Origin of the sequence: Bradyrhizobium sp. CCBAU 11434 (assembly GCF_028128895.1) — a bacterium.
GTDB classification, from domain to species: domain Bacteria; phylum Pseudomonadota; class Alphaproteobacteria; order Rhizobiales; family Xanthobacteraceae; genus Bradyrhizobium; species Bradyrhizobium zhengyangense.
Map to the genome: position 1 here is coordinate 24,267 of NZ_LBJX01000099.1, position 23,466 is coordinate 47,732.

Annotated in this window: 19 protein-coding genes and 1 pseudogene; 12 read left to right on the forward strand and 8 right to left on the reverse strand. The window is 64.0% G+C overall.

Going from position 1 to position 23,466, the window contains the following annotated elements:
• The first annotated feature begins 51 nt into the window (after window positions 1-51).
• Window positions 52-1,452 carry a TAXI family TRAP transporter solute-binding subunit gene (locus XI06_RS30975; protein ID WP_271607139.1) on the forward strand — a complete coding sequence of 467 codons (1,401 nt, stop codon included), beginning with the start codon at window positions 52-54 and terminating at the stop codon, window positions 1,450-1,452.
• A 767-nt stretch (window positions 1,453-2,219) separates the two neighbouring features.
• Here the strand turns inward: XI06_RS30975 and XI06_RS30980 are convergent.
• Both XI06_RS30980 and XI06_RS30985 read right to left on the reverse strand, forming a co-directional pair.
• The gene (locus XI06_RS30980; protein WP_237866378.1) at window positions 2,220-3,260 is read right to left on the reverse strand and encodes a Bug family tripartite tricarboxylate transporter substrate binding protein; all 1,041 of its coding nucleotides are present in this window, start codon (window positions 3,258-3,260) and stop codon (window positions 2,220-2,222) included.
• 212 nt (window positions 3,261-3,472) lie between these two features.
• Window positions 3,473-4,432: a LysR family transcriptional regulator gene (locus XI06_RS30985; protein ID WP_237871477.1), complete on the reverse strand. Its 960-nt coding sequence runs from the start codon at window positions 4,430-4,432 to the stop codon at window positions 3,473-3,475.
• Window positions 4,433-4,596: 164 nt separating this feature from the next.
• Here XI06_RS30985 and XI06_RS30990 point away from each other — a divergent pair, with 164 nt between their 5' ends.
• The 11 genes from XI06_RS30990 to XI06_RS31040 all read left to right on the forward strand — a co-directional run bounded on the left by XI06_RS30990 (window position 4,597) and on the right by XI06_RS31040 (window position 18,412).
• A complete protein-coding gene (locus XI06_RS30990) occupies window positions 4,597-5,217 on the forward strand; it encodes a UbiX family flavin prenyltransferase (protein ID WP_237866379.1) in 621 nt (206 codons plus the stop codon).
• Between the two features lie 25 nt (window positions 5,218-5,242).
• Entirely contained in the window at window positions 5,243-6,655 is a 1,413-nt protein-coding gene (locus XI06_RS30995) for a UbiD family decarboxylase (RefSeq protein ID WP_237866380.1), read from the forward strand.
• A 127-nt stretch (window positions 6,656-6,782) separates the two neighbouring features.
• Complete coding sequence (locus XI06_RS31000) at window positions 6,783-7,661, forward strand: helix-turn-helix transcriptional regulator (protein WP_237866381.1); 879 nt, start codon at window positions 6,783-6,785, stop codon at window positions 7,659-7,661.
• Window positions 7,662-7,765: 104 nt separating this feature from the next.
• Complete coding sequence (locus tag XI06_RS31005) at window positions 7,766-10,765, forward strand: xanthine dehydrogenase family protein molybdopterin-binding subunit (protein ID WP_271607140.1); 3,000 nt, start codon at window positions 7,766-7,768, stop codon at window positions 10,763-10,765.
• Complete coding sequence (locus XI06_RS31010; RefSeq protein WP_271607141.1) at window positions 10,762-11,577, forward strand: FAD binding domain-containing protein; 816 nt, start codon at window positions 10,762-10,764, stop codon at window positions 11,575-11,577. The genes XI06_RS31005 and XI06_RS31010 overlap by 4 nt, the downstream gene beginning before the upstream one ends.
• Entirely contained in the window at window positions 11,574-12,092 is a 519-nt protein-coding gene (locus XI06_RS31015) for a (2Fe-2S)-binding protein (RefSeq protein ID WP_237866384.1), read from the forward strand. Before XI06_RS31010 ends, XI06_RS31015 begins: the two co-directional genes overlap by 4 nt.
• The gene (locus XI06_RS31020) at window positions 12,085-13,629 is read left to right on the forward strand and encodes an AMP-binding protein (protein WP_237866385.1); all 1,545 of its coding nucleotides are present in this window, start codon (window positions 12,085-12,087) and stop codon (window positions 13,627-13,629) included. Before XI06_RS31015 ends, XI06_RS31020 begins: the two co-directional genes overlap by 8 nt.
• Window positions 13,630-13,665: 36 nt before the next feature.
• The gene (locus tag XI06_RS31025; protein WP_237866386.1) at window positions 13,666-14,472 is read left to right on the forward strand and encodes an enoyl-CoA hydratase/isomerase family protein; all 807 of its coding nucleotides are present in this window, start codon (window positions 13,666-13,668) and stop codon (window positions 14,470-14,472) included.
• 75 nt (window positions 14,473-14,547) lie between these two features.
• A complete protein-coding gene (locus XI06_RS31030; RefSeq protein ID WP_237866387.1) occupies window positions 14,548-15,879 on the forward strand; it encodes an MFS transporter in 1,332 nt (443 codons plus the stop codon).
• Between the two features lie 63 nt (window positions 15,880-15,942).
• On the forward strand, window positions 15,943-17,640 hold the full coding sequence (locus XI06_RS31035) for a GMC family oxidoreductase (RefSeq protein WP_271607142.1): 1,698 nt from the start codon (window positions 15,943-15,945) through the stop codon (window positions 17,638-17,640).
• Between the two features lie 217 nt (window positions 17,641-17,857).
• Window positions 17,858-18,412 carry a sensor histidine kinase gene (locus tag XI06_RS31040; RefSeq protein WP_237871084.1) on the forward strand — a complete coding sequence of 185 codons (555 nt, stop codon included), beginning with the start codon at window positions 17,858-17,860 and terminating at the stop codon, window positions 18,410-18,412.
• A 423-nt stretch (window positions 18,413-18,835) separates the two neighbouring features.
• Here XI06_RS31040 and XI06_RS43600 read toward each other — a convergent pair whose 3' ends face one another.
• The 6 genes and pseudogenes from XI06_RS43600 to XI06_RS31070 form a co-directional block, all read right to left on the reverse strand.
• Complete coding sequence (locus tag XI06_RS43600; RefSeq protein ID WP_333909378.1) at window positions 18,836-19,297, reverse strand: SDR family NAD(P)-dependent oxidoreductase; 462 nt, start codon at window positions 19,295-19,297, stop codon at window positions 18,836-18,838.
• Window positions 19,195-20,142, reverse strand: a complete 948-nt coding sequence (gene ligD, locus XI06_RS31050; protein ID WP_237871082.1) for a non-homologous end-joining DNA ligase — start codon at window positions 20,140-20,142, stop codon at window positions 19,195-19,197. The genes XI06_RS43600 and ligD overlap by 103 nt, the downstream gene beginning before the upstream one ends.
• Before the next feature lie 12 nt (window positions 20,143-20,154).
• A complete protein-coding gene (locus XI06_RS31055; RefSeq protein WP_237866392.1) occupies window positions 20,155-20,718 on the reverse strand; it encodes an MOSC domain-containing protein in 564 nt (187 codons plus the stop codon).
• Window positions 20,718-20,954 (reverse strand): annotated as a pseudogene (locus XI06_RS31060) (DNA polymerase/3'-5' exonuclease PolX); the annotation flags it as partial. The gene XI06_RS31055 and the pseudogene XI06_RS31060, both read right to left, overlap by 1 nt.
• A 391-nt stretch (window positions 20,955-21,345) precedes the next feature.
• Window positions 21,346-22,059 (reverse strand): class II aldolase/adducin family protein, encoded by a 714-nt coding sequence (locus XI06_RS31065; RefSeq protein WP_237866393.1) that lies wholly within the window; start codon window positions 22,057-22,059, stop codon window positions 21,346-21,348.
• Window positions 22,056-23,465, reverse strand: coding sequence for an FGGY-family carbohydrate kinase (locus XI06_RS31070; protein ID WP_237866394.1), 1,410 nt, complete (start codon window positions 23,463-23,465; stop codon window positions 22,056-22,058). The genes XI06_RS31065 and XI06_RS31070 overlap by 4 nt, the downstream gene beginning before the upstream one ends.
• Between the last annotated feature and the right edge of the window lies 1 nt (window position 23,466).

The window sequence follows — 23,466 nt, forward strand, 5'->3', positions numbered from 1 at the left end:
GGCGCGTGAACCGATCCCTGAGCCACTCGTTTGGTGGCGGAGGCTCTGCCGATGACCCCGTCTGACCCCGGCCAGATCGCGCACAATGGACGCCAACGAAGGCTGCTGGTGGTGCTGGCGCTGGGATTCATCGTCTTCGCTGCTGCCGCCGCCGCTCTCTACTATATCCTGCAGCCCGAGACCCTCCGGATCGCGGTCGGCCCCGCCGGCAGCGACGACCATCAAGTGGTTGAGGCGATGGCCGAGGCCTTCGCCGATGAGAGCAGGTCGGTCAGGCTATCTCCGATCACAACCGAAGGCGCGGCCGAGTCGCTCGCACTGCTGGGCGCCGGTAAGGCCGACCTCGCGGTCGGTCGCGGCGACCTGAGCATGCCGTCGGACGCGCAGACGTTGGCCGTGCTGCGGAAGAACTACATCGTCCTGTGGACGCCATCCGGACGGCCGGGCAAGGAATCCCGGAAGAAGCCGAAGGGGACGATCGGAGAGATCGCCGATCTCGCCGGCCACAAGGTCGGCATCATCGGAAGGACCGGCGCCAATCTGGCGCTCCTGCGCACCGTTCTGGTCGGCTCCGGCGTAGAGCCGGACAAGGTGACGACGGTTCAATTCGGGACCGATCAGATCGAAAAGCTTGCGCAAGATACCTCCCTCGACGCCTATCTCGCGGTCGGTCCGCTCGACAGCAGGATCACGGCCGACGCGATCACCGCGACCTCGCGATCGCGCGGTGCTCCGAAGTTTCTTCCGGTCGATGCATCCGAGGCCATCGCATTGAGGCAACCGCGCTACGAAGCCGATGAAATCCCGGGCAGCGTCTTCAACGCGAATCCGGCCTGGCCGGAGGACAAAGTCGACACCATCAGCGTCAGCCATCTCATTGTAGCCAGACGGGCGCTATCGGAGACCAAAGCGGCGGCCTTCTATCGCCAGCTGTTTGCGGTCCGCGACGCGATCACGCGACGCGTCGCCGGCGCCGCTCACATCACCAAACCCGACACGGAGAAGGAAACCGAGCCCTCCGTGCACCGCGGCGCCGCAGCCGTCATCAACGGGACGGAGCGTACCTTCCTGGATAAGTACAGCGACTACTTCTGGTTCGCCCTGCTTCTTCTCTCCGGCATCGGGTCGGCCGCCGCCTGGCTGCGCCGCTATTTGAACAGGGACGACCGGGACGACGACACCAGCCGCCGCAACCGCATCTTGGCGTTGGCGTCGGAGCTTCGTGAAGCGGGGTCCGAACAGGATCTGTTGGCATCGCGACGAGAAGTCGATGCGATCATCGCCGAAACGTTGAAGTGCTACGACGACGGAACGATCGAACAGGAGGACATGGTAGCGTTCAGCCTCGTCCTCGAACTGTTCGATCATGCCCTTGCAGACAGACGTGCGGCGCTGGAGAGCGGTCCGGACCCGGCGAGATCTCCGAGCCCGACGCTGGCATCGCGCCGGTAGGCCTCAAGCGCGGTGGCTCCGCCGCGGTCGACCGGTTTCTGCGCCGCGCGTGGGGTGAGTGAAGAAGGCGCTAGCGAAGTTTTCCCACGATCTCACGAAGATCTGCGGCATATTACTCTGCGATCCGACGCGCCTGCTCCAAACGCGAGGGCTTGGATTCCGACGGCGCGCTCAGCTGGTTCTGGTCGTCTGGCTGGTTCATGCGGATCAAGTTCGCTGAGTCCGGCGGCCGACCCTTGCGCTAGCTCAAAGCCGCCACGGAGCCATGTCGACGGCGTCCTAACGACTAGGTGAAAGAAATCGAACGGCCGGACCAGCGCGCTCCCGCTCTTTGACGGTATTTGAACCTTCGCCGAAGAAGCGCGGTAATTGCGGCCCTGCCTAGGCAGGCAGCGCCGATCAGTCGATTGACTCCAATAGGTAGCGAAATGATGAGGATCGCGAGGAGCTCGAATTTTTCTGTGAATTCAAGACCAAAGAATTGGAACGGCCGTACCGCCGGCATTTGTCCGTCAGCTCCTAGGATTTGTGTTTGGAAATCAACGCGAAAGTACCTTCCCGAATAATCGAGTGGGAGTAGTAGGGAAGGCGGCTGTCACGTAATTTGGCGTGGTTTGGTGGGGATGTTCTCACTTCCTCTCATATTCGAGCGTTGACCCCATTGAACCCCGATCGGTGCGTGAATTCCACGTGCTTCCGCGGGCAGAGTATTGTAGCGCATCATAGCGTGCAGAACAGCCAGAGCCACGAGAAGCAAGGCCTCGGAGTCACATCGGCTCGATGCCAATCTTCTTGATGATCCTCGCCCATTTCGCGGCTTCCGAGGTCATAAAGTCCTTCAGGCCTTGCGGGTCCATCACCAGCGGCTCGGCGCCCTGTTCGACGAAGAGGGCGCGCACTTTCGGATCGTTCACCGCTGCGACCATCGCCTTATATAGCTTTTCGACCACAGCTTTCTCGGTGTTCGCCGGCGCAAGCAGCGCGAGCCAGGCCGCGCTCTCGTAATTTTTAAGGCCGGCCTCGGCCGCGGTCGGCACATCCGGCAGTGCCGTCATGCGCTTGTCGTTGGCAACCGCGAGCGGACGTGCATCACCGCTTTTGATCAGACCGAGGACATTCGGCAGGAGTTGGAAGCCGAGCGGGACCTGTCCGGCGATGAAGTCCGGCGTGTAGGCGGCGATGTTGCGGTAGGGCACGTGGGTCAGTTCGGCGCCGGTGAGTTGCTCGAAGTAGGCGGCTGCCAGGTGCTGCGAGGAGCCCACGCCGACCGTCCCGTAGTTCAGCTCGCGCGGATGCGCCTTGGCGTAGTCGATCAGCTCGGCCAGCGATTTCGGCGGCAATTTTGAGTTGATCACGATGACATTCGGCAGCGTCGCGAACAGGCCGATTGGGGCTAGATCCTTCAGCGGATCGTAGGGGAGGTCCTTGTAGAGCGACTTGTTAGCGGCCAGCGGCCCGGAGGTGCTCATCAGCAGCGTGTAACCGTCGGAGGCTGCGTGTGCTGCGGCGGCAGTGCCGATATTGCCGCCGGCGCCGGGGCGGTTGTCGACCACGAAGGCCTGCCCGAGAGATGTGGACATACGGTTGAGCAGGATGCGCGTGACGACGTCGCTGGCGCTCCCGCCGGCAAAGGGAACGAGCACTTGCACCGGCCGGGCGGGATAGTCCTGTGCTCGTGCAGGACTAAGTCCTGTGGCGGCGAGCACAGCGCCCGCGCCGAACGACAGCAAGGACCTGCGGTTGAGGTGAAAGCCGTTGGCGCACGGCGCCGTGCTGTCCGTGATCTTGCCGCGACCGAATGGTGTCATCTCGGACTGGACCTCCCGACTGTGTCTTGTTCTGCAAGACCTGGAATCGTCCGGGACAGGAGTCGTCGGTGATGAGCGCCAGGTTCGCGAGTTTCTGCGCCTGGACCGTATTTAGCAGGCCATTGCGGCCGTGATGCCGGCTGGTCTCAAAACTTACCAACGCGTCTCATTTTGCAGCGGGCGCGACATCTTGTCCGTGCGGAATTCTGCATTCAGGAGATCGGTTTCCTGCGCGCGTTGCGCGAAGGCGAAGTTGCGTTGCGCGAGGCGGGCTCCACGAACCCGCTCGCCATGGCGGCGGCCTGCGCAAGATCCTGGCTGATGACGTCGAGCACGGCCTTGGCCGCGACCGACACGGCGCGCCTGGGGTGATGCACCCAGGCAATCGAGCGCACGATCCTCTGCTCGTCGAAGCGATGCGCCCGGATGCTGCCGCTGGCGAGCGATTGCCGGAGCGCAATGGTCGGCAGCACCGTCGCGAAATCGGTTGTCGCGATCACGTCGCAGAGCGCGGGCAGGGTGTCGAGCTCAAGGCGTGGCCGCAGGTCGATTCCGATTGCGGCGGCATGCTCGTCGAGGATCAGGCGCAGGCCGTGGCGCTTCGACGGCAGCACGAGATCGACCTTGGCGATGTGGTCGAAGCGTAGTTTTGCAGGCGGCCTGATCGGCCCGTCCTTCCGGCAGGCGAACACCATCTCTTCGTCCATGACATGTTGCGCGGCTAACGGCGTCTTGCGGCGCGGCACGTTGATCAGCGCGAAATCGAGCTGGCCGGTGCTGACCCAGTCGATCAGCGTTTCGGTATAGCCCTCGCAGACCGACAGCATGATCTCTGGATAGCGGCTGGCGACGGTCGCCGACGACCTCGCCATCGTGCTCTGCGCCACCGAGGTGATGAGGCCGACCGAGACGCGGCCCGAGATGCGCCCGCCGAGTTGGGCCATCTCCTGTCGGGCATATTCGGCGTCGCGCAGGATCGGCGCCGTCAGCCGCACCAGCGCTTCGCCGGCGCTGGTCAGCGTCATGCCCTGGACGCTACGGTCGAACAGCTTTTGACCAAGCTCGGCCTCGAGTTTGGCGATCTGCATGCTTAGTGCCGGCTGCACGATGTTGAGCTGGCGCGCGGCCCTTGTGACGTTCTTTTCCTCGGCTAGGCACAGGAAATATTGCATCTGCCTGAGTTCCACTGGCCTGTCCTTCGGTCGCTGATCTCCTGTTATCATCACAAATGATCGTCTGCATAATCAATCATTATTTGTGATGATGGATGCAACCACCTAGTCTGGCCACAGACCGGGTAACCTCGGGTGAAGTTCCAGGGAGCGAAACCAGACCTATGCAGGACGCCAGCCCCAAGCGGATGATTATCGGCATTTCCGGCGCCTCGGGCGTCACCTATGGCGTGCGCCTGCTGCAGCTTCTGCGCAATGCCGGCGTCGAGACGCATCTCGTGATGTCGAAGACCGCCGAGCAGACCTTTGCCTACGAGACCGACCTGAAGATCGCGGAGGTGAGGGCGCTCGCCAACGTCAACCATGCTATCGACGACATGGCCTCAGCCATCGCGAGCGGCTCGTTCCGCACCGCCGGCATGATCGTGGCACCGTGCTCGATGCGCTCGATGTCCGAGATCGCCTCGGGCGTGACAACGACGCTGCTGACCCGTGCTGCCGACGTCGTGCTTAAGGAGCGCCGCCGTCTAGTGCTGATGGTGCGCGAGACTCCGCTGCACACCGGGCACCTCAGGACCATGACGGCGCTATCGGAGATGGGCGCGATCGTCGCGCCGCCCGTGCCGGCCTTCTACGTCAAGCCGGAAAATCTTGAAGACATGGTCGAGCACACCGTCGGCCGCGTGCTCGACTTGTTCGATATCGACATCGGCGTGGTGCGCCGCTGGGGCGAGGACGAGGCCCTAAAGCGCCGCTCGCCGACGCTGCGCAAGATCGCGCCCTGATTTGAGACCTTGAGGATAGACCCGTATGGCAATGGACAATGTTGCGAGGAACGCGCCCGCCGATCTGCGCGCCTGGCTCGCTTATCTTGCCGAGCGCGGCAAGCTCGCGATCGCGCGCGAGGGCGTTGCGCTGGTGGACGAGCTCGCCGCCATCGCCAAGCGGCTGGAGCGCGACAGCGCGGTGCTGTTTCCGCGCCCTGACGGGCACGCGATCCCCGTGGTCGCGAACCTCTTTGCCGGCCGCGACTGGGTCGCCGATTCCATCGGTGTGACCGAGGACCAGTTGCTGCCGCGGTTCCTGGCGGCTGCCAGCCATCCGTTGCCGACGCACGAGGTCGCGAGCGGTCCAGTGCAGGAGGTCGTCCATGACGACGTCGACCTGCTGCGCCAGCTTCCGGTCCCCAAGCACAATGAGCGCGACAGCGGCCCCTATATCACAGCCGGCCTGCTGATCGCTCGCAACCCGAAGACCGGCGTCCAGAACGTCTCGATCCATCGTTGCCAGATCTCCGGCAAGAACCGCATCGGTGTACTGCTGCTGCCGCGGCACACTTTCTCCTATTATCGCCTCGCCGAGCAGCTGGGCCAGGCGCTGGAGATTGCGATCGTTATCGGCGCGCATCCGGCCTTGATGCTGGCCTCGCAGGCGATCGCGGCACTGGACGAGGACGAGATGGCAATTGCCGGTGCGCTGTTAGGCGCGCCCGTCGACGTCGTGAAGTGCCGGACCAATTCGGTCCGGGTTCCCGCCCATGCGGAGATCGTGATCGAGGGGCGCATTCTGCAAGACGTGCGCGAGCCGGAGGGGCCGTTCGGCGAATTCCCCCAATATTACGGCCCGCGCGCCAATCGCGAGGTGATCGAGGTCGACGCAATCACGCATCGCAAGAAGCCGATCTTCCACACCATCGTCGGCGGCGGCTTCGAGCACCTGGTCCTCGGCGGCGTGCCGCGCGAGGCGACGCTGCTCCAGCATCTGCGACGCAGCTTCCCCAACGTGCTCGACGTTCGACTGACGCGCGGCGGTACCTGCCGCTATCATCTCGCGATCAAGATCGACAAGGCCAATGACGGCGAGCCCAAGAACATAATGATGTGCTCCTTCGGCGCGCATTACGACATCAAGCAGGTGGTCGTCGTGGACAAGGACGTCGACATCTCCTCGTCGGACGAGATCGAATGGGCGGTGGCGACGCGCTTCCAGGCTGATCGCGATCTCATGGTCGTCTCAGGCGCGCTCGGCTCTAAGCTTGATCCGACCACCGACAACGGCATCAGCGCCAAGATGGGCCTAGATGCGACCGCACCGGTCAGCGCGCCCGAGCTCGCCTTCAAGCGCATCCGCGTCAAGGGCGAGGAGGATGTCGATCTCGTCACCGCGTTGCAGGCCGACCCCAGCGCCGCCATCGTGCGGCTTCTTGCGGAGGCACGAACGTGATCCGATCAACGCGTGCGAGAAACTTGCGTCGGTTTGCGCGGTTGGAATATGAAGCGGGTGCCGCTTATAGTGCCGCGCGAATGAGCCAACCGTGTTGCAGCGCAATGCTGTCGGGAGGAAGGAACTGATGTCGACGGCCCTGCGCATCGCTCACGGCGCTTTCGGCAGGGTCGCGCTGCTCGACATGGACCGTTCGCTGGTCCGTCACGCTCATCATCACTGTCACGTCCTGCTCAAGGTTGAGGGCGCCGACACGCAGTTCCTGGTCGGCGACCAAGTCACGCCGCTTACCGATGCCGCGGCCGTGCTCGTCGACGGCTGGAAGTCGCATGCTTACGTGCACGACGTCAATCGTCCGCGCACGCTGATCATGGCCCTCTATATCGAGCCGGAATGGCTGAAGGAGTTTCGCCCCGGTTGGGCCGCCAGCGGCGCGCCGGGTTTTTTCGAGCGTCCTTCGGGCGAGGTATCGCCGCGCATCCGCCAACTCACGCTGCATCTGGCCGCTGAAATGATGGCGAATCCGGATGCGGTGCGCACCCATGAGCAGACCCTGTCTGATCTGATGATCGCGGTGATCGAGCGTTTCACGCCCTGGCGCAGCTTTCCGACCTCGATCCGCGGCATGAGCGCGGTGGGCTGCGACTGGCGCATCCGCCGCGCCATGGACGCGATGCGCGTCCACGATTCCTTTTCCAATGTCGATCAGTTCGTGAAGGGCGCGGGCCTCTCGCGCGCGCAGTTCTTCCGCCTGTTCGACGCTTCGCTCGGCGTCTCGCCGAAGATCTATCTCAACGTCGTGCGCATGGAGCGCGCGCTGGAGGCGGTGATGCGCGAGGAGACGCCGCTCGGCGAGCTCAGCGAGCGTTTTGGTTTTCCAGAGCCGGCGCATTTCACGCGTTTTTTCCGCGATCATGCCGGCGTCAGCCCGCGCGAATTCCGCAACGTCTCGCGTCTCGCGGGGCGATGCTCGCGGATCGATGCTGCGCTGCACTCTCTCGAATGAGACGATTTGGTAAGTCGTGAGAGTGCGCGGTATGGCTCCCGCACGCCCTGTCCTGACAACTGTCACCGTCGCGTCAAAGAGCGCGTCGGGAGGTATGCCGGGACATGTTGCAGGCGGTCACATCCGCAAATCCGGGGAGTGGCGACGAACCGTGGGTCGGGCGTTCGATCGAGCGCGTCGAGGACGCTGCGCTGCTGTCCGGCCGCGGCCGCTTCATCGACGATCTCGGCGTCCAGCCCGGCTCGCTGCATGCGACCATCCTGCGCTCGCCGCACGCCCATGCCGACATTCTCTCCATCGACGTTGAAGCGGCAAAGCGCTGGCCGGGCGTTGCCGCGGTTCTGACCGGCAGCGACGTCAAGGCCGTCACCACCAGTCTCGTCGTCGGCGTGAAGGCGCCGGTCGAGTGCTGGCCGATTGCGATGGATCGCGTGCGCTATGTCGGCGAGCCTGTCGCTGTGGTCGTGGCGACAGATCGCGCGTGCGCGGAAGACGCGGCTGAGCTGATCAATGTCGACTATCGTCCGCGTGGGGCCGTCGTCGATCCGCTGGGCGCGATCTCGACGGGCGCGCCGGTGCTGCATGACGGCTTTCCCGGCAATCTCGCCAGCGACCGTGCGTTCCGCTATGGCGACCCCGACACAGCCTTTGCGGACGCGCCGCATCGGTTCTGCATCGATATCCGCTACCCCCGCAATTCCTGTACGCCGATCGAGACCTACGGCGTCATCGCCTCGCACGATGCCGGCGAAGATGCCTATGAAGTTCTCGCCAATTTCCAGGGACCGTTCAGCATCCACACCGTGATTGCGCGTGCGCTGAAGGTGCCGGGCAATCGCTTGCGGCTGCGCACGCCGCCGGATTCCGGTGGCAGCTTTGGCGTCAAGCAGGGGGTGTTTCCCTACATCGTGCTGATCGCCGCCGCTGCGCGCATCACCGGGCGGCCTGTCAAATGGATCGAGGACCGGCTCGAGCATCTCACCGCATCGGTGTCGGCGACCAACCGTGCGACGACCTTGGCGGCGGCGGTAGCCGCCGATGGCAAGATCCTCGCGCTCGACTGGGATCAGGTCGAGGATTGCGGCGCGCATCTGCGCGCGCCCGAGCCAGCGACGCTCTACCGCATGCACGGCAATCTGACCGGCGCCTATGACATCCACAACGTCAAAATCCGCAACCGCGTCGTCGTCACCAACAAAACGCCGACCGGTCTCAACCGCGGCTTTGGCGGACCGCAGGTCTATTTCGCGCTGGAACGACTGGTGCAGCGCATCGCGATCGGCCTCGGCCTCGATCCGCTCGATGTCATCAAGCGCAATCTGATCGATGCCGGCGCGTTTCCCTATCGGACCGCGACGGGTGCGTTGCTCGATTCCGGCAATTACCAGGAAGCCGTTGCGCTCGCAGTCGAGCAGGGCAGGCTCGCTGCACTCAGGGCGAAGCGCGATGAGGCGCGCGCACAGGGGCGTCTCTACGGCATCGGCTTCACCGCGGTGGTCGAGCCCAGCGTCTCCAACATGGGCTACATCACTACCGTGCTGACCGCCGCCGAGCGCCGCAAGGCAGGTCCCAAGAACGGAGCGCAGGCGACCGCGACCGTCGGGCTCGATCCGGTCGGCAGCGTCACGGTTCACGTCGCCTCGGTGCCGCAGGGGCAGGGGCATCGCACCGTACTGGCGCAGGTTGTTGCGGACGTCTTTGGCCTTCATCTGAAGGATATCCGCGTCAACACCGAGATCGACACCGCCAAGGATGCCTGGTCGATCGCATCGGGTAACTACGCCAGCCGTTTTGCCGCGGCGGTCGCGGGCACCGCCAAGATCGCTGCCGAGCGCGTCGCCGGCCGCCTTGCGCGCATCGCCGCCAGTCAGCTCAACGTCGAAGCGACCGACATCGTGTTCGCAAGGGGCTTCGTCGCCTCCAGGCACAATCCGGAGAACCGGATCGCGTTCTCGCGCGTCGCTGCGCTCAGCCATTGGTCGCCGGGCTCGCTGCCCGACGATGCCGGCCAGACCATCCGCGAGACCGTGTTCTGGACGCCGCCGGAGCTGACGCCGCCCGACGAGGATGACCGCATCAACTCCTCGCTCTGCCACGGCTTCATCTTCGACTTCTGCGGCGTGGAGATCGATCCGACCACGCTGGAGACGCGGATCGACCGCTACGTCACCATGCACGATTGCGGCACCATTTTGCATCCCGGCATGGTCAACGGCCAGATCCGCGGCGGCTTTACCCAGGCGCTCGGGGCCGCACTTCTTGAGGAATATGCCTATGCCGAGGATGGTAGTTTTCTGACGGGAACGCTTGCCGACTACCTGCTGCCGACCACCACAGAGGTACCGGAGCCCGAGATCTTCCACATGGAGACGCCGTCGCCGTTCACGCCGCTCGGGGCGAAAGGCGTTGGCGAAGGCAATTGCATGTCGACGCCGGTGTGCCTTGCCAATGCGGTCGCGGATGCGCTCGGCGTCGCCGACGTCACGCTGCCGCTGGTGCCGGCGCGGCTGGCAGGATTGGTGCGCGGCGCTGAGCCGCCGCCACCTGCGGGCGGCGCGACTGCCGCGCCCGCGCGCGGAGGCGATCGGCGGCTGCGCGGCGAGGGGCAGGCTTCGGTGAAGGGTGCGCCCGAGCAGGTCTGGGCCATGCTGCTCGATCCCGCCACACTGCAATCGGTCATTCCCGGCTGCCAGCGCGTCGACAAGATCACCGACACGCATTTTCGCGCCGACGTCACGCTCGGCGTCGGTCCCGTCAGCGGGCGCTATCGCGCCGACGTCGAGCTGTTCGATCTCGATCCGCCGCGCGCGGTGAGGCTGCGCGGGGGCGCCACCGGCGCGCTCGGGTTTGGTAACGCCGAGGGACGGATCACGCTCGCACCTGACGGCAACGGCGGCACGAAGCTGACCTACAGCTATGACGCCGCGGTCGGCGGCAAGGTCGCCAGCATCGGCGGCCGCCTGCTCGACGGCGCGACGCGCGTCATCATCGGCCAGTTTTTCACCGCGCTCGCCCGCAAGGCCGGCGGCGGCAGTGCAGAGAGCGGCTTCTCGCTGTTTGCCGTGCTGGCGAAGCTGGCCAGCTTGTTCGGGGGGCGCCGATGAAGCCGCCCGCATTCGACTATCTCCGCGCTGAAACCACAGGCGACGTCCTCGACGGCCTCGCGCAGCAAGGCGGCGATGCCCGCGTGCTCGCGGGCGGGCAATCGCTGATGGCGATGCTCAACATGCGCCTCGCCAAGCCCAAACTGCTGATCGACATCATGCGGCTGAAGGAGCTCCGCCAGATCGAACGCAAGGGTGATGCAATCGTCATCGGCGCCGGCGTGCGCCAGGCCGATCTCTTGGCCTGGCCTCAGCTTGCCGAAACGCTGCCGCTGGTCGCGCAGGCGTTGCCCTGGGTCGGGCACATGCAGACGCGGAGCCGCGGGACCATTTGCGGCTCGCTCGCCCATGCCGATCCCAGCGCCGAGATGCCGCTGACGCTGGTTGCGCTCGGCGGCGAAGTGCTTTTGCGCAGCGCCAAGCGCCGCCGCCGCGTTAGCGCCAAGGACTTCTTCGCCGGCATGATGCTGACCGCGCGCGCCGATGACGAGTTGATCGAAGGCATCTCGTTGCCTCTCGTCAAGGGATCACGCGTCGCCTTTCGCGAGGTCGCGCGCCGTCACGGCGATTTCGCCATCGTCGCCTGCGCCGCGATGAGGACGCCGACCGGCGTGCGTCTCGCCGTCGGGGGCGTCGCCGACGTCCCGACCGCGCGCGATTGGCCTGTTCTCGACGGCAGCGCGCTCGACGACGCCCTCAATGCCTTCGCCTACGAGCTCGGTGCGCGTGACGACGTCCACGCCACCGCGCGCTACCGCCGCGACCTGGTCCGCCTGATCGGCCGCGATCTGATCGGCGAGGTGCTGCGATGACCCGTCTCAAGGCCGATCAGCGCCACTCCGTGCGCTTCACGCTCAACGGCAGGCCCGTCGAGGGAGAAGCCGAGCCGCGCATGCTGCTGTCTGATTTTCTACGGCATCAGTTGGGCGCGACCGGGACCCATGTCGGCTGCGAGCACGGCGTCTGTGGCGCCTGCACCATCGTCGTCGACGGCATGCTGACGCGGTCGTGCCTGACGCTCGCCGCGCAGGTCGACGGCTGCGAGCTCAAAACGGTCGAAGGGCTCGCGCCCTCAGCTGACCGGCTCGGCGTGCTGCAGCAGGCGTTCCGCCGCAACCACGCGCTCCAATGCGGCTTCTGCACCGCCGGCATCTTGATGTCGCTCGACCATTATCTCGCGACGCATCCGGCGCCGACCGAAGCTGACATCCGTGACCTCCTCAGCGGCCATATCTGCCGCTGCACCGGTTACACCCCGATCATCCAGGCGGCGCTGGAAGCCGCCGCCCAGCTCGCTTCATCCACAAAAGAGACGTCAGATGCTTGATCTCGCCAGCAGCTTCACGGCCAGCGCCGCGCGCGATCCGAACGCGATTGCCCTGGTCGACGGCGACCTTCGCCTGACCTACCGGCAATGGTACGACAAGATCTCCGCGCTGGTGGCCTCGTTCGATCGCCTCGGTCTCAAGCCCGGCGACCACGTCGTCACGCTGCTGCAGAACCGCTGGGAGGCAGCGACGCTGCATTGGGCCTGCCAGTTTGCCGGCCTCGTCATCACGCCGATCAACTGGCGCGCCAAGGCGGACGAGCTCGATTATTGCATCGAGAACGCCGAAGCCTGCGCGGTGTTCTATCAGGATATTTCCGCCGAAGCGGTGCAGGGCTCGGCGCTATCAGGCAGGCGGCTGCGGGTATCGGTCGATCCCGGGATCGGCGATGCAACGAGCTTTGACGATCTGATCAAGGATGGCGCGCCGGATGCCGAGCCGCGCGTCGGCGCCGATGCTTGGTCGATCATGCTCTACACGTCGGGGACGACCTCACGTCCGAAAGGCGTGCCGCGCCGGCATCGTGCCGAGCGGGCCGCGGCGATCGCCCATGTCGCGCAGAATCTCTACGGCCGCGGCGAGCGCACGCTCGGCGTGATGCCGCTCTATCACACCATGGGGGTCCGCTCGCTGCTGGCGATGTCGCTGATCGGCGGCAGCTTCGTCTGTCTGCCGCGCTATGACAGCCGCCAGGCGCTGGCGCTGATCGTGAAGGAGGCGATCACCAACCTCTACCTGGTGCCGACCCTCTATCACGACCTCGTTCATCACGAGGCCTTTGCCAGGACCGACGTTTCCAGCGTGCGCAAGCTCGGCTTTGCCGGCGCGTCGATGACCGATGGCCTGCTGAAGAAGCTGAACGAGGCGTTCGAGCCCGACCTGTTCGTCAACCATTACGGCAGCTCCGAGATCTACACCTTTACGATCGACCAGAACGCGACGGCAAAGCCCGGCTCGGCCGGCAAGGCCGGTCTGAACCAGCACGTCAAGGTGGTGCGCATCGGCGCGAAGTCGATCGCAGAGCTTGCCGCGGTCGGCGAGGAGGGCGAGATCATCGCGACGCTGAGAGGCGACGAGGCCTTTGAGGGCTATTGGCGCCGTCCCGAGGCCGACGCCAAGTCGCTGCGCGAAGGCTGGTATTTTACGGGCGACACCGGCTTCGTTGATCCCGACGGCGATCTGTTCGTCACCGGCCGCGTCGACGACATGATCATCACCGGCGGTGAGAACGTCTCGCCGGTCGAGATCGAAAGCTGCCTGTCGCTGCATCCCGCCGTGGACGAGGTTGCGGTGGTCGGCGTTGCCGACGAGAAATGGGGCAAGATCGTCGCCGCCTTCGTCAAGCGCAATCGCGCCGTCTCCGACGTCGAGCTGGAGCAGTTCTGCCGCACCTCGGGCCTTGCCAATTTCAAGCGGCCGCGCCGCTACGTCTTCGTCGACGCGATCCCGAAATCGCCGGTCGGCAAGCTGCTGCGGCGACTGCTCGTCGCCGGAGAATACGAGGCCGAGCGCCTGCCGCCGTCGGACGCGGCCTGATCATCACCCATCAACGATCAACAGAAGGAAGCCAAAATGCCGTCATCCTATACGTTCGCCGATCCTCGGCTTGCAAAAGTCGACGGGTTCAAGGTCGAGATCGACGAGGCGCATGAGCGCGCCGACATCATCCTGGGACGTCCGCCCTACAACGTCGTGGCGATGCCGCAGCGCGACCAGCTGCGTCTGACCTTCGAGACGCTGGACGAGGATCCGCGCGTTCGCGTCATCGTGGTGCGCGGCGAGGGCGAGCACTTCTCCAGCGGCGGCAATATCGGCGGCTTCATGGAGGCGAGCCCCGAGCACGTCTCCAAGCTTGCCTGGAACATCGCGGCGCCCGCGCGCTGTGCCAAGCCGGTGATCGTCGCCAACCGCGGCTATTGCTTCGGCGTCGGCTTCGAGCTGTCGCTCGCCTGCGACTTCCGCATTGCCTCGGAGACCACGCAATACGCGCTGCCGGAGCAGAAGCTCGGCCAGATCCCGGGTTCCGGCGGATCGGCCCGCCTGCAGAAGATGGTCGGCATCACCCGCACCAAGGACATCGTGATGCGCTCCAAGCGCATCTCGGCCAAGCAGGCCTATGACTGGGGCATCGCCACCGAATGCGTGCCCGATGCCGAACTGGAGAAGGCGACCGACAAGCTCGTCGACGAGCTCCGCACCTTCTCGCCGCTGGCGCAGCGAACCGCCAAGAAGCTGCTCAACGACACCGAGGATTCCACGCTCGCGATTGCCATCGAGCTCGAAGGCCATTGCTACAGCCGCCTGCGGCAGTCGGACGACTTTAGGGAAGGCGTCGAGGCCTTCAACGCCAAGCGCCCGCCGAAATTCGCCGGCCGCTGACGCACGCACTTGAAACGGCCGCGGTTCGCAATGACGCGAACCGCGGCGCCATTCAAACGGGGGAGGAATAACAAAATGGCTGAGATGGATATGCCGGTCGCGGGTGCAGAGGCATCAGCGGACAACAAACAGATGGTCAACGCGATCATCGCATCGGTGCTCGGATGGGCACTCGATCTGTTCGATCTGTTCATTCTGCTCTACGTGGCGCCGGTCGTCGGCGCGCTGTTCTTCCCGGCCAGCAATGCGGCGCTGTCGCTGGCCGCGGTGTACGGCTCGTTCGCCGTGACGCTTCTGATGCGGCCGATCGGCTCGGCGGTGTTCGGTCACTTCGCCGACGTGCACGGCCGCAAGCAGGCAATGCTGGTCGCCATCATCGGGGTGGGCATCAGCACGGCGGCGTTCGGCCTGTTGCCGACCATTGCTCAGGTCGGTGTGATCGCGCCTGTCATCTTCCTGGCGCTGCGTCTGGTGCAGGGCGTGTTCGTCGGCGGTGTCGTGGCCTCCACCCACACGATCGGCACGGAATCGGTGCCGCCGCAATGGCGCGGTGCGATGTCCGGTCTGGTCGGCGGCGGCGGCGCCGGCATCGGCGCGCTGCTGGCATCGTTCATCTTCCTGATCACGTCTTCGGTCTTCCCCGGCGATGCGTTCGCGGTGTGGGGCTGGCGCTTCATGTTCTTCTCGGGTCTGCTGAGCTCGCTGCTCGGCTGGTTCATCTTCCGGAACCTCGAGGAGTCCCCGTACTTCAAGGAACTCAAGCGCCAGCAGAGCAACAAGCAGGCAAAAGTCTCGAAGGCGCCGGTCAAGGACGTGTTCTCCGGCGAATATCGCGGCGTGCTGCTGATCAATTTGCTGATCACCTTCGGTGGTGGCGCGGGCTATTACCTGACATCGGGCTATCTGCCGAGCTTCCTGAAGGTCATCAACGCGGTCCCGAACCAGACCTCCTCGCTGATCCTGATGGGCGCGAGCGTCTCGGCGTTCTTTTCGGCCGTGCTGGTCGGCGCGCTGAGCGACCGCATCGGGCGCAAGAAGACGTTCCTGATGATCGGCGTCCTCGCAGCCGTGCTCTTGCCGCTGTGCTATCTCAACCTCGCGGCGACCAAGGACACAACGCAGATCACGCTCTATGCCCTCGCCATCGCCTTCATCGGCAATGCCGGCTACGCGCCGGTGCTGATCTTCCTGAACGAGCGTTTTCCGACCGCGCTGCGCGCGAGCGGCACCGGTCTGTCCTGGAACATCGGCTTCGCGCTGGGCGGCATGATGCCGACCTTCGTCTCGCTGGTGAGCGGCAGCCCGGCGGAAATCCCGATGTCGCTGGCCTACTTCGCGGTCGGCGTGTTCGTGATCTACCTGATCGGCGCGATCGTGATCCCAGAGACCAAGGGCAACTTCCGCTGAGCTCTACCGGCGCGGCTGCAACTGCGGCCGCGCCGGTCCATCGAATTGCGCAATGAGACGGGAATGGATGAGCTGCATTTCGACGATGTGATAGTCGGCGGCGGGTCGGCAGGCTGCGTGCTCGCCAATCGGCTTTCTGCGGATGGGAGCCGCCGCGTGCTTCTGATCGAAGCTGGCATGGACACCCCGCCGGACGCGACGCCGCCGGAAATCCTCGACAGCTATCCGATGACGCTGTTCTTCGGCGACAAGTACATCTGGCCGGGTCTGTCGGCGGCAGCCGGCCGCAATGCCGGGGGCAGGCCGGTCGTCCGCGCCTACGAGCAGGCGCGGGTGATGGGCGGCGGCTCAAGCATCAATGTGCAATCGGCCAATCGCGGCCTGCCGCGCGACTATGACGAATGGCGCGATCTCGGCGCGCGGGGCTGGGGGTGGGCGGACGTGCTGCCGTATTTCCTCAAGCTCGAGACCGATCTCGATTTCGACGGGCCGCTGCACGGCAAGCACGGCCCGATCCCGATCCGCCGCATCGCCCGCGAGGAGATGCCCGAGTTCGGCCGCGCCGTGGGCGAGGCGTTATCGGCAACCGGGCTGCCGTTCCGTAAGGATCAGAACGCGGAGTTCGAGAACGGCATCTTTCCGCCGGCGTTCTCCAACAGCAACGATCGGCGCGTGCCCACGGCCGCTGGCTATCTCGATGCAGCGACGCGCTCGCGGCCGAACCTCACCATTTGGGCTGACAGTGTGGTCGAGCAGCTTCAGCTCAACCGCCGCCGCGCGACGGGTGTGGTGGTCTCGCTTAGCGGGCAGAAGCTCACGGTCGGCGCCGGCCGCGTGGTCCTCAGCGCGGGCGCGTTGCAATCGCCGGCGATCCTGATGCGGGCGGGTATCGGTCCGGGTGCGGCGCTTCAGGCGCTCGGCATTCCCACGGTCATCGATCTCCCCGGCGTCGGCAACAATCTGCGCGATCATCCCGCGCTGACCTTCTGTCAATATCTGCCACGCGGCCTTCGGCTCCCGCTGGCCCGGCGGCGTCCTAATTTTGCGGCGATGCGCTACTCGTCGGACAATCCGGGCTGTGACGCCTCGGACATGTACATCACGGCCTCGGCCCGTGGCGGCTGGCACGCGCTGGGCACGCGGCTCGGTCTCTATTTCCTCTGGTGCAACCGGCCGTATTCGAGCGGCTCGCTCACCTTGGCGGCGCCTGATCCCAAAACCTATCCGGTGGCCGATCTCAACCTGCTGTCCGACCCGCGCGATGTCGAGCGCATGATCGCGTCCGTTCGGCTGCTCGCGAAGCTCGTCGTCCATCCCTCGCTCAACCCGGAGGGGGGTGATTTCTTCCCGGCCTCCTATTCCCCGCGGATCAAGCGTTTGAGCCGGTACAGCACGGCCAACCGCATCGTCGCCTCGATCCTCGGCCCGATGCTCGACGTGCCCGCGGGCCTCAGGCAGCTCCTGATCCGGCTCGTGCTGCTCAACGGCACTGCCTTCCAGACGACGCTTGCGGACGAGCGCGCCCTGGAGGCCTTCGTGCGGCAGAGCGTGTTCGGAGTCTGGCACCCCGTAGGCACCTGCCGCATGGGCGATCCGGCTGACCCCATGGTCGTGGTCGATCCCGAGGGCAGAGTGATCGGCAGCGACAATATCTTCGTGGCGGACGCCTCGATCATGCCGCGGCTGCCGACCGCGAATACCAACATCCCCGTGATCATGGCGGCCGAGAAGATCAGCGATGCGCTTTTGCGACAAAGTTAGACTTTGCGATGCGCCGACCGCGGTGCGCGCAAGATCGCCGAGATCGCCCGCCGCGTCACCGAACTTCCGGATCAGCTAGACTGGACATCGACAAATGGCAAACCGGACTATCAATGGGTTGCGGGCCATCGCTGACGGTATTGGCTGACAGTCGGCCAAAGCCAAAGAGGAGACCGCTTCGACCCGAATGTGGAGAAGGCGCAAGTGTTCGTCAGGCGTGTCGTCACCGACGCGCGAAAGGGCGGCTGAAATCGTCGACCGGATCCGCGCTATGGCAACTCGCGGTACGGTCAGGCAATCGGAGTTCGAGCTCGCCGACATCGTCAAAGAGTCCATGGCCTTCCTGCAGCACGAGTTCGATGTGCAGGATGTGAACGTATCGTTGGACCTGGACAACGGTCTTCCAATGGTTGCCGGCGATCGCACTCAGCTGCAGCAAGTGCTGGTGAATCTTTTGACGAACGCTTTGCAGGAGCTTACGAGCAGCGGAATAATTCAGAAGAGGATTGGCATTCGTATCGAGTTAGTCGACGACAAAGTGGTAAGCTGCATTATTGAAGATAGCGGACCGGGTATCGACCCGGAGCACTTGCCACATCTGTTCGACAGCTTTTTCACGACCAAGGAGTCCGGCATGGGCCTTGATCTGCCTATCGCCCAGTCGATCATTGAGTCACTTGGCGGACGGATCTGGGCCGACAATCAATCGACGCTGGGCGGTGCCAGGTTTGCTTTCGAGCTGCCGATCAGTTTGCCGGAAACAAACCACTGATGCGACGCTCGTCGCAGGTCTCCGTACCGTAGGAGATATCGCTGTTCTGGTGGGCATCAAAAGATCAGCAGCTCGCGCGTACCGGCGCTCTCCAGAACGAAAGACTAGGCGATTTCCACCTCGATCCATGTAGGGATCGAGCGATCGCTGATGGTATCAACTTAAGACCTTCGCAGCCACAATACAGCGGCTCGATCCCAGCCGATCACTCGATTGACCTCGATAGTTGCTGAAGAAGCGACTTCGCCGAGAAAGTTTCCTGGGAATTCGAGACCCAAATAATTGCGGCGGGTATAGTCGGGATCTCTTCGGTCGAGGTCTCGGCGACTTGCTTGGTGAGTTCCAAGACGAAGCCGACCAATACTCCGTTTTGCCTGAGCGCTACCGTAGGGAGACGAGGTCGTGCTCCCCCAAGGCTCCAGGCTAGCCCGCGAGAAATCCGCCGTCGACGGTAACGACAGTGCCGGTCGCATATCGCGACGCCGGCATGCAGAGGAACGCAACCGCGCCCGCGATATCCTCCGGCTGTCCCCAGCGTTTGAAGGCGGTGCGGTCAGCGATGCGCTGATAATGCGCGAGATCAGTCCGGCCGGCGGCGTTGATCGCCGTTTCGATATAGCCGGGCACAACCGCGTTGACGCGGATGTCTTCCAAGACCCATTTCAGGGCCAGAGCCTTGGTCAGAATCACGGCCGCCGGGCGGCGGCGGTTGCCGTCGCTACCGCCGTGGCCTTCGGCATCCGAGCGCGAAACCGTCTGAATTCCGGGTCGTCGGCTCGGAGTTATTTCCGCGACCAACTCTTTTCGCGAACGACTTCCTTGGCTTTTTTGTCGGACCGCAGGCCTAGATAGACCGGCTGACGCAGCTCGCCCTTGCTGGTCCACTCCGCAAATCTCACTTCTGCAACCAGCGAAGGGCGTACCCAAGTCGTGACCCGCTCATCCTTTACCTTGGCAGGAAAGGGCGACCTCGCCGTCTTAAGGCTCATGAGCTTTCCGTGGAGCTCTTCGAGAACCTGGTGACTGAAGCCGGTGCCGACGTGGCCGATGTACCGCCATCCATCATCTTCGCGCACTGCCAGGACGAGCGCGCCGAAAAAGGGCCGGGTTCGCCTAGGCGCCGTGAAGCCGGCGATCACGACCTCCTGCCGCTGGGCGGTCTTCACCTTCAGCCAGTCAGCGGTCCGGCGTCCGGACGCGTACGGGCTGTCGGCGCGCTTGGCCATGATGCCTTCGAGATGCCTTCGCTCGGCTTCCGCGAAGAACTTCGTTCCCTTGCCTTTGCGGTGGTTGCTGAACGCGATCAGCTTGTGGCGCGGCAGGATGGTCTTGAGCCGCTTCTTGCGCTGCAAGAGCGGCAGTGCGCGCAGATCCTCGTCGTCCGCGAACATGAGATCGAACGCGCAGTACAAGAGCTTGGCCTCATGGCGCAGGGCGTTCTGAAGCAACTGGAAATGGGATGCGCCGTCTTTGCCGATCGCTACGAGCTCGCCATCGATCACAGCGTCCGCCTTCACGCCCTCCAGCGCTTTCGCGACCTCGACATACGAGTGGCTGATGATTTTACCGTTGCGGCTGTAGAGCGCGACCCGACCACCCCGGATCTCCGCAACCATGCGGAAACCATCGAATTTGTCCTCGAAGACCCAGTTGGAATCGTCGAACGGTGCATCCGTCAGCGTGGCCAGCATGGGCCGCAGGCGAAGAGGCAGGGTCGATTTTCGGGCCATGGCAGGGGCTCCCTATAGCGCCGGCAAAGGCCGAAACGAGAAGGATGGAAGGCGAACCCGCGCGCTGTCGCCGGCCACGACCGTCCCGCCGGCCCGGACCACGCCCAGCACCCCGGACTTGAACGGAGGGCCCGTTTCCGCCGACGAGAGCACCTGCCGCTTGAGACCGGCTCGAAAGCGGTCGATCAGGACGCAGGGCGTCCGGAGGCCCGTCAGCTCGACGACCGCGGACGGCCCGAGCTCGATTAGGGTCCCGAGCGGCATTCGTTCGAGCCCCAATCCGGCGGTGGTGACGTTCTCGCCGAGGTCGCCAGCGCCAACCTCGAAGCCAGCTTCGAGGAGAGACGGGAAGAGTTCGGATGGGATAAGATGGACCTGCCGGAGATTGGGCAGACGGGGCCGGCGGCGTGCCAAATAGCGGTGCCGGACGAACGGGCCGGCGTGAGCGTCGCCTTCGACGCCGTGGCCTTCCACCAGGATTATGCGCTCCCGAGTTGGTTTGCTGAAGTGATGGCCGCGATCGGCGGCGACCGCCACGACCCTGCCCTCGAGCGCCAGATCGTGCCCCTGCGACATCAGGCGGCGCGGGCGAGCGGGCGCCGCTTCTGGCGAAGGTAGCGCGTGATCTCCGGGAGCGTCATCGCATTCAGCACCCGGTCGGCAGGGACGCCGCCCTTGCGGGCTATCTGGACGCCCCAGTGCATGTGGTCGAGTTCGGAGATCGAGTGGGCGTCCGGATTGATGCTCAGCATGCAACCGAAGTCGAGGGCTGCCTGGTGCCAGCGCCAGTCCAGGTCGAGCCGCCATGAGTAGATTTGAGCGCCGAGATAGGCGTAAACTCCTGTAAAGCGCCGCCTGCAACTCGTTGTGAATGCTACAAGAGCAGCTGACCGCGCGATCGAGTTTTACTTGAATGTATAACTTGGAAAGCAGCAAGGCGGCCACGGATGGACGCAAGGCTGATGAGCTTTTGGTCGCGAATGGCGATCTGTGCGCGGGCTACTACTAAATCGAAACGCTGGTAATGATAGTCGTTTGTCCATTGGGTTGGATAGGTCGAGATTTCTACGAAGGCGATTTTCGTTCACGTCTTCTGTCCAGGAACTGCGACAGTTGGTCTAACCCGCACATCCAGCCACGTCTTTCGTTCTGCGTGGGCTGCTTCTAAGTGAACTCGGTCACGGCTGTCCATCAAATCCACGGTCAATGTGCTGCCCCCTGTGACCCAGGTAAGGCACGTGGAACATCGCCGACATCGTCAAGGTCAGGCGCCTGGCCGTATCCCATGCGTTTCATCTGCTCGTGTACCTGCGCCATGTCAGCGTCGCTGAGGCGCGGCGGCTCACCGATCGCCAACGCATGGACATACATCTTCGCTAGCGTCTCCACCTCCACGGCGAGCCAAAGGGCCTTTTCAAAAGTCTGGGCCGTCACGATCAAGCCGTGATGGCCAAGCAGACAAGCGTTGCGATCTTCGAGTGCCTTGAGGACGTAGTTTGATAGTGCCTGCGTGCCGAAACAAGCATAGGGCGCACAACGGACATCGTTGCCGCCCGCAACTGCGACCATATAGTGAAAACAGGGAATACTACGCTCGTGAACGGCGAGAGTTGTGCTGAAGGTAGAATGCGTATGGAGCACGACGTTGACGTCCTCGCGTGCTCGCAGAATATCGCGGTGAAAGCGCCATTCGGATGAAGGCCGATGGTTGCCTCGGTAGTTCGCGGCAAAATCCATCGCAACAATGTCCTCTGGCTGCATTCGATCATAGGGCAGACTCGTAGGCGTGATCAGCATGCCGTTTGGAATCCGGTGCGAAAGATTGCCGGATGTGCCCTGATTGAGGCCGTTTCGATTCATCTGCCTGCAGGTATCGACAATGCCTTGGCGAAGATCGGCATGATTGTGGTCTGTCATAAGGCGGGCTCCGAGAAAGCGATCCAGGACTGGTAGGCAGCGGAAAGGTCGCGCAGTTCGAACCCATCGTTGCCGAGTGATGTGACGGCTTCAAGTGCCACACTTGAAACCGGAAGCGTACGCGAGAATCGCCGCCACAGCAGCGCAGCGCCAAGCGCCGTTCCGTCCGGAGATTGACTGACCCAGACGCTCTGCGAGGGTCGCAGGCTCGCAAGACAGCGCGCGAAGGGCAAGTTTGCGGCGAAGCCACCATCGATGATGATGCGTTTTGAGCTCTCAAGCGCATCAAGGCAGCGGTTTGCGCTGAACGCTGCATAGAGCACGGCCAATGCCTGCATTTCGGCAGGCGTTTCGGGGGGCGGCCCGATCACCCGACCGCGGCGAGCGGCGCCCGGAAATAGTCCATCATCGTCGACGAACGAGGGGAGCGCCAGGGTCCGCCTCGATAGCAGGGTGGGCAATGCGGCGAGGACGGCTGCATCAGTCGCACAATTCCGCCCGCGGATCAGGTCGTATTCGCGGCCGGTCGCGATCAATGTCGAAGGTGCATTCTCACCATCGACATCGATATTGAGAACCATCGCGCGCGCACAATTGAGTTTGTCCAGGGGGAGGCCGCGCTGAAAGCCAATCATCCAGGTGCCGGTCGATAGGATCGAGGCATCGGCCATGCCGGCGGCCTTGTAGCGAAACAGGTTGGCGTTTGAATCGTGTACGCCGCAGAGGATTTCGGTCGAACGCGCCAGGCCGGTACGCCGGGCTACGGACTCCGAAACCGTCCCTAGCACTGCACCGGCTGGTACGCGGTCGGGCAGTAGATGGCTCCAGCCGCGGTGACACATGAGAGAAGAGGGCCGATGATGGATGAGGTCCCAGATGTGGCTCTGAGCCGCGAGTTGCGAAATTTCGCTGGCCGCACGTCCGCCAAGCCGCAAGGCAAAAAACTGAGCGGTCGTCAGATAGGTTTTTGCGCGGGCGAACTCGACGGGATATGCGTGTTCCTGCCACAGCAGCTGCTTTCCGAGCCGCATCGCGCCTGCAATTCCACAGAATGCCTCATCGTAGCCGGGCGCGATCTGGGCATAGGCTTCATCGATTGCCGGCGGAGGGATGGCATCATAGTCCATCATCGGCAGAACCGGCTCTTCACCATCGACAAGAACAGCGCCACACCCATGCGCGGTCGTGATCACCGCGCCGATGGTATGGCGTTGCGTCACCACGGCCAAGGTGTCGAGGAACCACTCTTCCAGGCCAGCAAGGTCATATGCAAGGTATGGTCCTGCCGTGTTCGGCACATTCGGGATCGAATGCGTCTCGAGCGGCCAGCCATCCTCGCTCGCCACCAGCAATTTGAGATTGGTCTTGCCAATATCGAGAACCGCGATAAGTGGCGAGCGTATCATC